Annotated in this window: 13 protein-coding genes; 3 read left to right on the top strand and 10 right to left on the bottom strand. The window is 71.2% G+C overall.

The window, feature by feature from the left end; all coding sequences use genetic code 11:
• Positions 1 to 214 precede the first annotated feature (214 nt).
• From AC067J_RS16205 to arc, 7 genes are all read right to left on the bottom strand, one after another.
• The gene (locus tag AC067J_RS16205) at positions 215 to 1,204 is read right to left on the bottom strand and encodes an FKBP-type peptidyl-prolyl cis-trans isomerase (protein WP_478299625.1); all 990 of its coding nucleotides are present in this window, start codon (positions 1,202 to 1,204) and stop codon (positions 215 to 217) included.
• A gap of 135 nt (positions 1,205 to 1,339) precedes the next feature.
• On the bottom strand, positions 1,340 to 2,701 hold the full coding sequence (gene pafA, locus AC067J_RS16200; RefSeq protein WP_478299623.1) for a Pup--protein ligase: 1,362 nt from the start codon (positions 2,699 to 2,701) through the stop codon (positions 1,340 to 1,342).
• A gap of 125 nt (positions 2,702 to 2,826) precedes the next feature.
• Entirely contained in the window at positions 2,827 to 3,594 is a 768-nt protein-coding gene (gene prcA / locus AC067J_RS16195; RefSeq protein WP_478299622.1) for a proteasome subunit alpha, read from the bottom strand.
• A 37-nt stretch (positions 3,595 to 3,631) separates the two neighbouring features.
• Entirely contained in the window at positions 3,632 to 4,471 is an 840-nt protein-coding gene (prcB, locus tag AC067J_RS16190) for a proteasome subunit beta (RefSeq protein WP_478299620.1), read from the bottom strand.
• Positions 4,472 to 4,644: 173 nt separating this feature from the next.
• Positions 4,645 to 4,863, bottom strand: a complete 219-nt coding sequence (locus AC067J_RS16185) for a ubiquitin-like protein Pup (protein ID WP_030299936.1) — start codon at positions 4,861 to 4,863, stop codon at positions 4,645 to 4,647.
• Positions 4,864 to 5,036: 173 nt separating this feature from the next.
• Entirely contained in the window at positions 5,037 to 6,548 is a 1,512-nt protein-coding gene (gene dop, locus AC067J_RS16180; RefSeq protein WP_478299617.1) for a depupylase/deamidase Dop, read from the bottom strand.
• Positions 6,549 to 6,776: 228 nt separating this feature from the next.
• Positions 6,777 to 8,543, bottom strand: coding sequence for a proteasome ATPase (arc, locus tag AC067J_RS16175; RefSeq protein WP_478299616.1), 1,767 nt, complete (start codon positions 8,541 to 8,543; stop codon positions 6,777 to 6,779).
• A gap of 283 nt (positions 8,544 to 8,826) precedes the next feature.
• Between arc and AC067J_RS16170 the strand changes: the two genes are divergently transcribed.
• On the top strand, positions 8,827 to 9,129 hold the full coding sequence (locus AC067J_RS16170) for a ferredoxin (RefSeq protein WP_478299615.1): 303 nt from the start codon (positions 8,827 to 8,829) through the stop codon (positions 9,127 to 9,129).
• A gap of 185 nt (positions 9,130 to 9,314) precedes the next feature.
• On the opposite strand, the gene AC067J_RS16165 is transcribed toward AC067J_RS16170, so the two are convergent.
• From AC067J_RS16165 to AC067J_RS16155, 3 genes are all read right to left on the bottom strand, one after another.
• Positions 9,315 to 9,938, bottom strand: coding sequence for a hypothetical protein (locus AC067J_RS16165; RefSeq protein ID WP_478299613.1), 624 nt, complete (start codon positions 9,936 to 9,938; stop codon positions 9,315 to 9,317).
• 133 nt (positions 9,939 to 10,071) lie between these two features.
• Positions 10,072 to 11,031 (bottom strand): tRNA (adenine-N1)-methyltransferase, encoded by a 960-nt coding sequence (locus tag AC067J_RS16160; RefSeq protein ID WP_478299611.1) that lies wholly within the window; start codon positions 11,029 to 11,031, stop codon positions 10,072 to 10,074.
• Between the two features lie 67 nt (positions 11,032 to 11,098).
• Positions 11,099 to 12,322: a site-2 protease family protein gene (locus AC067J_RS16155; protein WP_478299609.1), complete on the bottom strand. Its 1,224-nt coding sequence runs from the start codon at positions 12,320 to 12,322 to the stop codon at positions 11,099 to 11,101.
• A 176-nt stretch (positions 12,323 to 12,498) separates the two neighbouring features.
• Here AC067J_RS16155 and AC067J_RS16150 point away from each other — a divergent pair, with 176 nt between their 5' ends.
• Both AC067J_RS16150 and AC067J_RS16145 read left to right on the top strand, forming a co-directional pair.
• The gene (locus tag AC067J_RS16150) at positions 12,499 to 13,407 is read left to right on the top strand and encodes a RecB family exonuclease (protein WP_478299607.1); all 909 of its coding nucleotides are present in this window, start codon (positions 12,499 to 12,501) and stop codon (positions 13,405 to 13,407) included.
• Positions 13,408 to 14,079 (top strand): response regulator, encoded by a 672-nt coding sequence (locus tag AC067J_RS16145; protein ID WP_030242805.1) that lies wholly within the window; start codon positions 13,408 to 13,410, stop codon positions 14,077 to 14,079. It begins immediately after the preceding gene.
• Positions 14,080 to 14,098: the final 19 nt, after the last annotated feature.

Below are 14,098 nucleotides of genomic sequence, written 5' to 3'. Positions count from 1 at the left end.
CCCCATCCATCTCGCCACGAGGTCTTCGAGGTCTACGGCCGGCGTGGTGGGCGCCGGGTGCTGCCGCACTGCACGCCCGGACCCCGGACGCCGGCGGCGCCTACCACAGTGCGAGGGCAGTATGACAGGTCAGGATGAGGGCGGGCGCTTCCCTGTGCGAGCGCCCGCCCAAGCGTACGGAATCCCCACGGCCTTTCCCAGGCCGCGGAGAGGGCTACACGGCCTCCAGGATGTCGATCACGAAGACCAGCGTCGAGTTCGGCGGCACCGCGCCCTGCGCCTGGTCCTTGTAACCGAGCGCCGGCGGCACCACCAGCTCGACCCGGCTGCCGACGTTCTGGCCCACCAGGCCCTTGTCCCAGCCCTCGATCACGCTGCCGGTGCCGATCTGCAGCGCCTGCGCACCGCCGTGGCTCCACGAGGAGTCGAACTGCTGGCCGTTGCTCCACAGCACCCCGGTGTACTGCACCACCAGGGTCTGCCCCTCCTTGACCTGCTTGCCCTCGCCCTTGATCAGCACGGCCTGCTGGAGCTCGGTCGGCGGCGCCTGCCCGGGCGGAACGGTGATCGTCACCGCGGCCTTGCCGTTGTCCTTGACCTGCGGCATCGTCGCCGGCGGCTGCGTCATGGTGCCGGAGAGCGTGGAGTCCGGCGGCAGGCTCTCCATGATGTCCAGCACGAACACCACGGTGTCCCCCGGACCCACCCCGAGCTGGCTGCTGCCCTGGCTGCCGAACGCGGCGGCCGGCGGGGCCACCACCAGCAGCCGGCTGCCGACCTTCTTGCCGATCACGCTCTGGTCGAAGGCCGGCACCAGCTGCCCGCTGCCGGCCTGGTAGAGCTGCGGCTTCCCGCCCGCGTCGTACGAGCTGGGCAGGTCCTTGCCGGTGGTCCAGTCCTTCGCGGTGTAGTTGACCGTGACCCAGTCGCCCTTGTTGACCGTCGACCGGTCGCCCTCGCTGACGGTGTTCACCACGAACTGGCCGCTGGGCTGGCCCTCCGGGAGGGTGATGGTGGCCTTGCTCCCGAACCCGCCGCCGGACAGCGTCGGCATCGGGGAGGCCTCGTTCACCGGGGTCGGCACGGTGGGCGCGGCACTGGGCGACGCCGTCGGCGTGGCCGGGCTGGCGGGTTTGGTGGAGCTGCTGCAGGCCACCGCCAGCAACAGGGGCAGGGTGAGAAGCAACCCGGCGGTGCGGCGCACGGCGTTCCTAACTGTCGGTCAAAGTCGGCTCTCCGGACTCGACGGACAGCGTATTCCCCGACGGTGCCCGGCCCCGGTAGACACCACCGGGGCCGGGCACCGCAAAGATCACACCGGCGGGGACTCCGGCCCTGCTCACATCCCCGCGATGAGCTTCTCCACCCGCTCGTCGACCGACCGGAACGGGTCCTTGCACAGCACCGTCCGCTGCGCCTGGTCGTTCAGCTTGAGGTGCACCCAGTCGACGGTGAAGTCGCGGCGCTGCTCCTGCGCCCGGCGGATGAAGTCCCCGCGCAGCCGGGCCCGGGTGGTCTGCGGCGGGATCGACTTGGCCTCGAAGGTCTTCAGGTCGGTGGTCACCCGCTGCGCCTGGTTCTTCGCCTGGAGCAGGTAGAACAGCCCGCGGCGGCGGTGGATGTCGTGGTACGCGAGGTCGATCTGGGCGACCCGCGGGTTGCTCATGCTCATCTGGTGCTTCTCGCGGTAGCGCTCGATGAGCTTGTACTTCATGATCCAGTCGATCTCGGTGGCCACGTCGTCCAGCCGCTCGGTCTTCACCGCCTCCAGGGTGCGGCCCCACAGGTCGAGGACGCGCGCGATGGTCCCGGTGTTGATGCCCTTGCGGTCGGCGAACTCCAGCGCCTTGGTGTAGTACTCCTCCTGGATGTCCAGCGCGCTGGCCTCCCGGCCGTTGGCCAGCCTGACCTGGTGGGTCCCGGTGAGGTCGTGGCTGACCTCGCGGATCGCCCGGATCGGGTTCTCCAGGGTGAGGTCGCGCATCACCACGCCGGCCTCGATCAGCCGGAGCACCAGGTCGGTGGAGCCGACCTTGAGCAGGGTGGTGGTCTCGGACATGTTGGAGTCGCCGACGATCACGTGCAGCCGCCGGTACCGCTCGGCGTCGGCGTGCGGCTCGTCCCGGGTGTTGATGATCGGACGGGACCGGGTGGTCGCCGAGCTGACGCCCTCCCAGATGTGCTCGGCCCGCTGGCTGACGCAGTAGACCGCGCCGCGCGGGGTCTGCAGCACCTTGCCGGCGCCGCAGATCAGCTGGCGGGTCACCAGGAACGGGATCAGCACGTCGGCCAGCCGGGAGAACTCACCGTGCCGGGCCACCAGGTAGTTCTCGTGGCAGCCGTAGGAGTTGCCGGCCGAGTCGGTGTTGTTCTTGAAGAGGTAGACGTCCCCCGCGATGCCCTCCTCGTGCAGCCGCCGCTCGGCGTCGACCAGGAGTCCCTCAAGGATGCGCTCGCCCGCCTTGTCGTGCGTCACCAGCTCGATGACGTCGTCGCACTCGGGGGTGGCGTACTCGGGGTGGGAGCCGACGTCGAGGTAGAGGCGGGCACCGTTGCGCAGGAACACGTTGCTGCTGCGGCCCCAGGAGACTACGCGGCGGAAGAGGTACCGGGCCACCTCGTCCGGGGACAGCCTGCGCTGCCCGCGGAACGTACAGGTGACGCCGTACTCGTTCTCCAGCCCGAAAATTCGGCGGTCCATGGGCCATCATCCATTCTCTGATGGGAGCTGTCCGAAACCGCCTCCGCGACGCCGTCCCGGCCGCCGCAGGGGCACCGGGGTCCCCGCGGCGGTCGTCGCCGGCCGCCGCGGGGACCCCGCAGGCACTACTGGTCGGAGTCGTCCGGCGGGGTGGCCGCCGGCTTCTCCTCGTCGTCGGTCTCGGCGGACTCGTCGCCGTCGAGGAGCCGGGCGAGCTGGCCGCCCAGGATCCGCTTGAACTTGCGCTGCTGGAAGCGCTGGCGGTCCAGCACCGCCACCTCCAGCTGCTCGGGGGTGAGGGTGCGCGGGCTGCCGCCGTTGGGGTCGCGGGCGAGCGAGTCCACGGCGACCTTCACCGCGTCGGTCAGCGAGAGCCCGCCGCGGTGGCGCTGGCCCAGGTAGTTGCCGATGGAGTCGGCGTTGCCGCCGACCACCACGTAGTTCTTCTCGTCGACGACCGAGCCGTCCGGGGTGAGCCGGTAGATCTGGTCCTCTTCGGTGGTGCGGCCGACCTCGGCCACGATGAGCTCCACCTCGTAGGGCTTCTCGCCGACCGAGGAGAAGATGGTGCCGAGCGTCTGGGCGTAGACGTTGGCCAGGCCCCGGGCCGTGACGTCCGCCCGGTCGTAGGAGTAGCCGCGCAGGTCGGCGTAGCGGACGCCGCCGATGCGCAGGTTCTCGAACTCGTTGTAGCGGCCGACCGCCGCGAAGGCGATCTTGTCGTAGATCTCGGAGACCTTGTGGAGCGCCCGGGAGGTGTTCTCGGCGACGAAGACGATGCCGTCGGCGTAGGTGAGCACGACCACGCTGCGACCGCGCGCGATGCCCTTGCGGGCGTACTCAGCGCGGTCCGCCATGGCCTGCTGGGGCGAGACGTAGAACGGTGTCGACACCGGCGGTCGTCCCTTCCTTGGTAGGTGTGGCTGACGGCTAGAGCAGCGGGGCCTGCGGACCGTTGGGGTGGGTCAGGCGGTGGTCGGTGATGGAGACGGCGATCTCGGCGACCTCGTCGTCGGTGAGCCGGCGGAAGCCGTCCTCGGTGATCAGCGACACGATCGGGAAGATCTTGCGGGCGAGGTCCGGGCCGCCGGTGGCGGAGTCGTCGTCCGCCGCGTCGTACAGGGCCTGGACGACCGCGGTGGAGGCCTGCTGGGCCGTCAGGTCCTCGCGGTAGAGCTTCTTCAGCGAGCCGCGGGCGAAGACCGAGCCGGAACCGGTGGCGGCGAAGCCCCGCTCCTCGGAGCGGCCGCCGGTGACGTCGTAGGTGAAGATCCGGCCGCGCCCGAGGTCGAGGTCGTAGCCGGCGAAGATCGGGACGACGGCCAGGCCCTGCATCGCCATGCCCAGGTTGCCCCGGATCATGGTGGTGAGCCGGTTCGCCTTGCCCTCCAGGGAGAGCACCGTGCCCTCGATCTTCTCGTAGTGCTCCAGCTCCAGCTGGAACAGCCGGACCATCTCGATCGCGAGGCCGGCGGTGCCGGCGACGCCGACCGCGCTGTACTCGTCGGCCGGGAAGACCTTCTGCATGTCCCGCTGGGCGATCACGTTGCCCATGGTGGCGCGGCGGTCACCCGCGAGGACGACGCCGCCGTCGAAGACCACCGAGACGATGGTCGTGCCGTGCGGGGCCTGGACGACGCCCTCGGGCAGGCTGCGCCGGCCCGGGATGAGCTCCGGCTGGTGGTCGGCGAGGAAGTCGAGGAACGACGAGGACCCCGGGGTCAGGAAGGCAGCCGGTAGACGCCCGGTGCCACGGATGTTGGCTTCCACACGATTCCTTCCAGGTAGCTTGAAGCGCGCACTGCCCGCACCCTACCCGCCGGACGATCACTGTCCAGTAGGGCGGAGGGCCGGACCGGGGCGGACGGACGGCTCCCGCCGCCCGCCCGCCGTTCCCGGTCGCAACCGTGAATTCCCGGAATGCCCGGAGGGGGTTGCCGGGGTTACTGCCCGCCCTTTTGCACGAACTGCCGCACGAAATCCTCGGCGTTCGACTCCAGGACTTCGTCGATTTCGTCCAGAACCGCGTCGACGTCGTCGCTCAGCTTTTCCTGGCGCTCCTTGAGCTCGTCGGAATTCTGCGCTTCCGCGGCCTGCTCCTCGACCTCCTCGGAGGAGCGGTTCGCCCGCTGCTGGCCGCCGCCGGTGTCCTTGCTCGCCATTTCCCTCACCCCGCTCGATCGTCTGGCACGGTTTGGTCGCTGCTTGCTGCACCGACCCTATACACAAGGTGCGACTACCCGCTCCGGTTTGCCGGTGGCGCTTCCTGTCCAACACCCGCTGCCACCCCGGATGATTCCCATTCGCCGGGCGTTCACCCGTGGTGATCGGAAAACTACCCGCCGGAGAGCACGCGGAGCAGGTCCTCCGCGGTGCGGCAGCGGTCCAGCAGTTCCTTGACGTGGTTCCGGGTGCCGCGCAGCGGCTCCAGGGTGGGGACGCGCTGGAGCGAGTCCCGCCCCGGCAGGTCGAAGATCACCGAGTCCCAGGAGGCGGCCGCGACGTGCTCCGCGTACTGGTCGAGGCAGCGCCCGCGGAAGTACGCCCGGGTGTCCTCCGGGGGCTTCGTGACGGCCCGCTCGACCTCTTCCTCGGTGACCAGCCGGTCGAACCGCCCGCGGGCCACCAGGCGGTTGTAGAGGCCCTTCTCGGGGCGCACGTCGCTGTACTGGAGGTCGACCAGCTGGAGCCGCGGGCTGTCCCACTCCAGGGCGTCCCGGCTGCGGTAGCCCTCCAGGATCTCCCGCTTGGCGATCCAGTCCAGCTGCCGGGAGAGCGACATCGGGTCGCGCTCCAGCCGGCCCAGCACGTCCTCCCAGCGCGCCAGCACGTCCACGGTCTGCTCGTCGGCGTCGGTGCCGAAACGGTCCTCGACGTACTTGCGGGCCAGCTCGAAGTACTCGAGCTGGAGCTGGACGGCGGTGAGCCGCCGGCCGCTGCGCAGCGTGATCAGGTGTTTCAGCGTGGGGTCGTGGGAGACCCGGTGCAGGGTGCGGACCGGCTGGTCGACGGCCAGGTCGGAGGCGATGAAGGCGTCCTCGATCATCGCCAGGACCAGGGAGGTGGTGCCGAGCTTGAGGTAGGTGGAGATCTCGGAGAGGTTGGCGTCCCCGATGATCACGTGCAGCCGGCGGTACTTCTCGGCATCGGCGTGCGGCTCGTCCCGGGTGTTGATGATCGGGCGCTTGAGGGTGGTCTCCAGACCGACCTCGACCTCGAAGTAGTCGGCCCGCTGGCTGATCTGGAAGCCGTTGGCCGAACCGTCCTGCCCGATCCCGACCCGGCCCGCGCCGGTGACCACCTGGCGGGAGACGAAGAACGGGGTGAGGTGGCGGACGATGTCGGCGAACGGCGTCGCCCGCTTCATCAGGTAGTTCTCGTGGGTGCCGTAGGAGGCGCCCTTGTTGTCGGTGTTGTTCTTGTAGAGGTGGATGGTCTGCCCGTTGGGCAGCTCCAGCGCGCGCTGTGCGGCGGCCGCCATGATCCGTTCGCCGGCCTTGTCCCAGAGGACGGCGTCGCGCGGGTTGGTCACCTCGGGCGAGCTGTACTCGGGGTGCGCGTGGTCGACGTAGAACCGGGCGCCGTTGGTGAGGATGACGTTGGCGAGGCCGATGTCCTCGTCGGTCAGCTGGCTGGCGTCCGCGACGTCCCGTGCGAGGTCGAAGCCCCGGGCGTCGCGCAGCGGATTCTCCTCCTCGAAGTCCCAGCGGGCCCGCCGTGCCCGGTGCATCGCCGCCGCGTACGCGTTGACGATCTGGGACGAGGTGAGCATGGCGTTGGCGTTGGGGTGCCCCGGCACGGAGATCCCGTACTCGGTCTCGATGCCCATCACGCGCCGTACGGTCATGCGGCCCTCCTTGCCCGGTGTGCCGCCCCCGACGGGCGGAACACGCTGACGTACCGCTGAACAACACCGAAGCGGGCGGTCTGCCTGCGAACGGTGGGTCGAGCCTAGAACGCGGCACCGACCGGCGGGCCCCGAGACGCGCCGTCCGGCTGCGGGGCCGCGAGGCGCCACAGCCGGACGGGGCTAGGGTTCCGGGGACCGCGGGCGGCCCTGACCGGATCGGATCGGTTACAGGTACTGCCCGGTGTTGGCGACAGTGTCGATCGAGCGGCCGGACTCGGCGCCCTGCTTCCCGGTGACCAGGGTGCGGATGAAGACGATCCGCTCGCCCTTCTTGCCGGAGATCCGGGCCCAGTCGTCCGGGTTCGTGGTGTTCGGCAGGTCCTCGTTCTCCTTGAACTCGTCCACGCAGGCGTTGAGCAGGTGGGCGACGCGCAGACCCCGCTGACCGTGGTCGAGGAAGTCCTTGATGGCCATCTTCTTGGCCCGGTCGACGATGTTCTGGATCATCGCGCCGGAGTTGAAGTCCTTGAAGTACAGGACCTCCTTGTCACCGTTGGCGTAGGTGACCTCCAGGAAGCGGTTCTCCTCCGTCTCGGAGTACATCCGCTCCACCACCGACTGGATCATCGCCGCCACCGTGGCGTCCACGGAGCCGTCGTGCTCCTTGAGGTCGTCCGGGTGGAACGGCAGCGAGTCCTTGAGGTACTTGGAGAAGATGTCCTTCGCGGCCTCGGCGTCCGGGCGCTCGATCTTGATCTTGACGTCCAGGCGGCCGGGCCGCAGGATCGCCGGGTCGATCATGTCCTCGCGGTTCGAGGCGCCGATGACGATGACGTTCTCCAGGCCCTCCACGCCGTCGATCTCGGCGAGCAGCTGCGGGACGATGGTGTTCTCCACGTCCGAGCTGACACCGGAGCCGCGGGTGCGGAACAGCGACTCCATCTCGTCGAAGAAGACGATGACGGGCGTGCCCTCGCTGGCCTTCTCCCGGGCCCGCTGGAAGACCAGGCGGATCTGCCGCTCGGTCTCGCCGACGTACTTGTTGAGCAGCTCCGGGCCCTTGATGTTGAGGAAGTAGCTCTTCCCCTGGGGCCGGCCGGTGACCTCGGCGACCTTCTTGGCCAGCGAGTTCGCGACGGCCTTGGCGATCAGCGTCTTGCCGCAGCCGGGCGGGCCGTAGAGCAGCACGCCCTTGGGCGGGCGCAGCTCGTACTCCTTGAAGAGGTCCGCGTGCAGGTACGGCAGCTCGACCGCGTCCCGGATCAGCTCGATCTGGTTGGCCAGGCCGCCGATCTGGCGGTAGTCGATGTCCGGGACCTCTTCGAGGACCAGCTCCTCGACCTCGGACTTCGGCACGACCTCGTACACGTAGCCGGAGCGGGGCTCCAGCAGGAGGGCGTCCCCCGCCCGGAGGGTGATCTCGCGCAGCGGTTCGGCGAGGCGCACCACCCGCTCCTCGTCGGTGTGGCCGACGACCAGGGCCCGCTCGCCGTCCTCCAGGACCTCCTTGAGGGTGACGAGGTCGCCGATGCTCTCGAAGGCCATCGCGTCCACGATGTTGAGGGCCTCGTTGAGCATCACCTCCTGGCCACGCCGCAGCTCGTCCAGGTCGACGTTGGGGCTGACGTTCACGCGGAGCTTGCGCCCGCCGGTGAAGATGTCGGCGGTGCCGTCCTCGTTGGCGCTGAGGAAGACGCCGAATCCGGCCGGGGGCTGTGCCAGCCGGTCCACTTCCTCCTTGAGGGCCACGATCTGGTCGCGGGCCTCTCGCAGGGTGGAGGCGAGCCGTTCGTTCTGGGCGGTCACGCCGGCCAGGTTGGTCTGGAGCTCGACGATCCGCTCTTCGAGGATTCTCGAATTGCGCGGCGAGTCGGCGAGCTTGCGGCGCAGGACGGCGATTTCCTGCTCAAGGTACGAGACCTGAGCGGTCTCGTCGGAACCACGAGCGGGCCTGCCGGTGCTGCGGTTGTAGTCGTCATCGTGGGCTGCCACGGTCCTCACCTCCTCCGGGGAGCTGGACGCTTCCAGACCCTACCTGGGACCAGGGGTCCGTAAACCCCTAGATCAAGAAAGATGGAACGGGCGTGTCCGATCTTCGCCCTCGCGTGCTTCCCCTCTGCTAGGGGGATACCCACCGCGCACGGGCCAAAGCGGACCAGATGTATCGTCGATCGAGTCGATATCCGATCGCGACCGCTGCCTGAGGTCCGATCGTTGTACGAATGGCGGGAATGCCCCGAGAAGGGGCGTCCCGGGACAGAAACGGCGGAAAAGCATGTCGGTGAGCGAGTCGGCGGCGGCGTCAGAGCCGCTGGAGGTCTGGATCGACCAGGATCTGTGCACCGGCGACGGCATCTGCGCGCAGTACGCGCCGGAGGTCTTCGAACTGGACATCGACGGCCTCGCCTACGTGAAGGGGGCCGACGACGAGCTGCGCCAGCAGCCCGGCGAGACGGTGCCGGTGCCGCTGACGCTGCTTCAGGACGTGGTGGACTCGGTGAAGGACTGCCCGGGCGACTGCATCCACGTCCGCCGGGCCGCCGACCGGGTCGAGGTGTACGGCCCGGACGCGGAGTAGGCGCCGGCCCGCCCCGAAGGGGCGGAGCGCCCGGAGGCGAGCGGGCGAGTAACAGCGCAGGCCCGCCCCGAGCCGAAGGGCGCGCCGGTGTCGAGAGCGACGCGCGACAAGCGACGCAGGAGTGCCGGAGCAAGGAGCGTCGACACCGGGTCGGAGCGCCCGGAGGCGAGCGGGCGAGTGACAGCTCAAGCCCGGCTGAGCGGGGCGGCGGTCTGGGAGCGGTCCCAGCCGCCGCCCTTGCGCGTCCAGGTGAGGTCGAGTGAGATGTCCGGCTCGAAGCGCGGCACGTCGTCGCCGGAGTAGCCCTGGGCGTGCCCGGTGACGGTGCCGTCGGCGCGCAGCGCCAGCCGGCTGACGGTGAGGTTCTCGCGCTCGGAGAGCAGGGTGGCCAGCACCACGGGCCGGCCGCCGGCCGGGCCGGGCCCGAGCAGGTAGACGGCGTCCGGCGGGGTGCCGTTCTCCGCCGCGCAGTGGGCGGCGGCGACGGTGCCGGGCTTGCCGTCACCCAGGTCGGCGGCGAAGCTGACGGCGATTTTGACCGGGAACGGACCGCAGTCCAGCGGGAGTTCGGCCGCGGCCGGGTCGGGGGCGGCGGCGGCCGGAAGGGCCTTGGGGGCGGGCCGGGCCGGGTGGGGGGTGCCGCTCGCCGGGCTCGCGGCGAGCGCGGCCGCCACCACGGCGGCGCAGCCGGCGGCGGTGAGGACCCAGTGCCAGGGGGCGGTCCGGGCCCGGCCGGGCCCGGTGCGGGCTCCGGGGTCCTGCCGTCCGGGGGTGTGCTGTCCAGCCGTCGTCCCGACCGCGGTCTCCACCAGGCGTCCCCTCCAGTGGTCTGTGTGAGCGTGCATCGTCCCACACCGGGGCGGCCGTCCGGCGTCCCGGGTCTCCCCCGGGCAGCACGAAGGGGCGGTACGGCGACGCGTACCGCCCCTTCGACGGGGTTGCTCAGCCGAGGTCGGTCTGACCGGCGGTCTCGGTGCGGGACGCGGCCCGGGCCGCGGCGCGCTCCTGCAGGGACGGCTCGGGCGTCCCGTTGTCGTAGTCCTCGCCGTAGGCGCCCTTGGCGGGGCGGCGGCGGCGCAGCGGCGGCTCGACGCCGTCGGCCAGGCGGCGGGAGGTGAGCAGGAAGCCGGTGTGGCCGATCATCCGGTGGTCCGGGCGGACGGCCAGGCCCTCCAGGTGCCAGGTGCGGACCATGGTCTCCCAGGCCTGCGGCTCGGTGAAGGTGCCGTGCTCGCGCAGTGCCTCGACGGTCTTGGACATCTGCGTGGTGGTGGCCACGTAGCAGCAGATGAGGCCGCCGGGGACGAGCGCCTTGGAGGCGACGTCCAGGCACTCCCAGGGGGCCAGCATGTCCAGGATGACGCGGTCGACGTCGGACTCGACCAGGTTGTCCTGGAGGTCGCCGACGGTGAGCTTCCACGCCGGGTGCGGCCCGCCGAAGTAGCGCTCGACGTTGCCCTTCGCGATGTCGGCGAAGTCCTGCCGGCGCTCGTAGGAGGCGAGCATGCCGGTGTCGCCGACGGCGCGCAGCAGGTAGGTGGAGAGCGCGCCGGATCCGACGCCGGCCTCCACCACGCGGGCGCCCGCGAAGATGTCGGCCATCGCCAGGATCTGCCCCGCGTCCTTGGGGTAGATCACGGCGGCGCCGCGCGGCATGGACAGGACGTAGTCGGGGAGCAGGGGGCGCAGCGCGAGGTACGGGACGTTCCCCGTGGTGCGCACGACCGTGCCCTCGGGGGCGCCGATCAGCTCGTCGTGGGGGAACGCACCCTTGTGGGTGTGGAACTGGTTCCCGGCCTGGAGCGTGAACGTGTAGTGGCGGCCCTTCGGGTCGGTCAGCTGGACCTGGTCCCCGACCTGGAAGGGCCCGCGTCGGCGGGTGGCACCGGTCGGTTCGGACATGCGGACAATCCTAAGGGAAGCGGACGGCCCCGCCCGACCGGGGTGATCTTCCGCCCCGGCGGCGCGGTCAGGCCCGGCCGGTGACGGCGGCCGTCAGCCGCTGTTCGATGTCGCTGAGCGCGGCGACCCCGTACACCTGTCCGTCCTCCTCGACGACCAGGTACTCGCCGGCCGGGGTGGCCCGGACGGCGCGCAGCAGGTCCTCGCCGGCGAGGTCGGCGGAGAGCCGCAGGCCCGGTTCGAGGTCGCGGGCGAGCGGGCCGACGGCGACCCAGGGGCGGCGGTGCTCGGGGATGCCCCGGACGGCGGACTCCCGGACGATGGCGGCCGGGTCGCCGCGCCCGTCGACGACGACGACGGCGCCGGCCTCGGCCTCGCGGGCGCGGCGCATGGCCTCGCCGAGCGGGGTGTCGGCGGTGACCTCGACGGCCCGGCGGGCGAGGTCGCGCAGCCGCAGGCCGGGCAGGACCTCCTTGAGCCGGGCGTTGCGCAGGGAGCCGGTGGCGCCGTTCCAGATGACCGCCGCGAGGACGGCGGCGAGGACGGCGTCGATCAGGGTGTCGGTGCTGCTGCGTTCGATGTCGCGGGAGGCGCTGACGAGCGGCAGGCCGATGAGTACGGCGACGGCCAGCGCGCGGCCCGCCCAGGCGGCGGCGACGGTGCCGGCCATCGGACGGCCGGTGGCCGCCCAGACCACGGCGCGCAGCATCCGGCCGCCGTCCAGGGGCAGGCCGGGGAGGAGGTTGAAGGCGGCGACGACGAGGTTGGAGACCATCAGGCCGGTGAGCAGCACCCCGGGCACGGTGGCCATCTCGACGGCCTGCAGGGCGAGGTAGAACAGGCCGCCCAGGACGAGCGAGAGCAGCGGTCCGACGAAGGCGAGCCAGAACTCCCGCCAGGGGCGTTCGGCCTCCTTCTCGATCTCGGAGACGCCGCCGAAGAACTGGAGCTGGATGCGGCGGACGCCGAGCCGGTAGCGGAGCGCGACCACGGTGTGGGCGAGCTCGTGGACCAGCACGGAGCCGTAGAAGGCGACCGCGAAGGAGAACGCGACCAGGTAGCGGGCGCCGCCGAGCTCGGGCAGGACGCGGTCGAGCTGGCCGCCGAAGACCCAGGTGATCAGCGCGGCGATGATGAACCAGGACGGGGTGACGTACACCGGTACGCCGAAGGGGCGGCCCATCAGGATGCCGCCGCGGGGCTCCGGGTCCTCGGGTGGCGGGGGCCCGGGCCGGGTGCCGCCGCCGTGCGGTGGCTGGTCGGAGGTCTGGTGCCCCCTGCTGTCGCTCACCGTTTTCCCTTCGTCCGTCTCCCCGCGCCGCGCCTCGCGCCGGTGCGCCCACGCTACGTGATCGGGGCGGCCGGGCGCCGCGCGCCCCTCGCTTCTCCCTGCCTCATACCCCGTGGCGGCGGCTTCTGGCAGCACCGTGGCAGCGGGATGACGGCGCAGGGCAATAGGGTCGGGGTATGCAGCAGACCGACACCAGCGGTGCCGAGGTGGTCCCGCCCCGCCCGCCGGCGCCCCCGACCGGCCTGTCCCCGTCGCGCGCGGGGGATTTCCTGACCTGCCCGCTGCTCTACCGGCTGCGGGTGATCGACCGGCTGCCGGAGCCGCCGAGCGCCGCGGCGACCCGGGGCACCCTGGTGCACGCGGTGCTGGAGCGGCTGTTCGACAGCCCGGCGGTCGAGCGGACGCCGGAGCGGGCGCTGGGCCTGCTGCGCCCGCAGTGGGAGCGGCTGCTGGGCGAGCGCCCGGAGCTGTCCGGCCTCTTCCCCGAGGACCCGGACGGCGCGGCGCTGACCGGCTGGCTGGCCGACGCCGAGAAGCTGCTCACCCAGTGGTTCCGGCTGGAGGACCCGACCCGGCTGCACCCGGTCGAGCGCGAGCTCTACGTGGAGACGGCGCTGGACTCCGGGCTGCTGCTGCGCGGGTACATCGACCGGGTGGACGTCGCCCCCACCGGCGAGGTGCGGCTGGTGGACTACAAGACCGGCCGGGCGCCCTCGCGGGACTTCGAGGGCAAGGCGATGTTCCAGATGAAGTTCTACGCGCTGGTGGTCTGGCGGTGGAAGGGCGTGATCCCGCGGCGCCTGCAGCTGGTCTACCTGGGCGGCGGCGGGGACGTGGTCAGCTACGACCCGGACGAGGCCGACCTGCTCGCGGTGGAGCGCAAGCTGCTGGCACTGTGGGAGCGGATCGGACACGCGGTGGCGACCGGAGACTTCCCGGCAACCCGCAACCGGCTCTGCGGCTGGTGCGACCACCAGGCCAGCTGCCCGGAGTTCGGCGGCACTCCCCCGCCGTACCCGCTGCCGCTGGCGCGCACGTCTGACGAGGACGATCCCACGGGGGATCCGATGAGCAAGGAGTCCTAGGTGACGATCCGAGTGCTGCTGGTCGACGACCAGCCGCTGCTCCGCACGGGTTTCCGGATGATCCTGGAGGCCGAGTCCGACCTGGTGGTGGTCGGCGAGGCCGGCGACGGCCAGCAGGCCCTGGACCAGGTCCGGGCGCTGCAGCCCGACGTGGTGCTGATGGACATCCGGATGCCGCGGATGGACGGTGTGGAGGCGACCCGCCGGATCGCCGGTCCGGGGCGGGACGGCCCGGCCAAGGTGCTGGTGCTGACCACCTTCGACCTGGACGAGTACGTGGTGGAGGCGCTCCGCGCGGGGGCCAGCGGCTTCCTGCTGAAGGACGTGCCGGCCGAGGAGCTGGTGCAGGCGATCCGGGTGGTGGCGGACGGTGCGGCGATGCTGGCGCCGTCGATCACCCGTCGGCTGCTGGACATGTACGCCACCAAGCTGCCCTCCGGCGACGAGGCTCCGCCGCAGGCGCTGAACGCGCTGACCGAGCGGGAGCTGGAGGTGCTGAAGCTGGTGGCGCGCGGGCTGTCGAACGCGGAGATCGCGGCGGAGCTGTTCGTCAGCGAGACGACGGTGAAGACGCACGTGGGCCACGTGCTGACCAAGCTGCAGCTGCGCGACCGGGTGCAGGCGGCGGTGTACGCGTACGAGAGCGGGCTGGTCCGCCCCGGCGCGCTGTAACCGGTCCGGACACGACGGC

It is taken from the genome of Kitasatospora sp. NPDC042419, from assembly GCF_056437345.1.
Note: the sequence above shows the minus strand (reverse complement) of the source record. Positions and strands in the feature narration are given on the sequence as shown.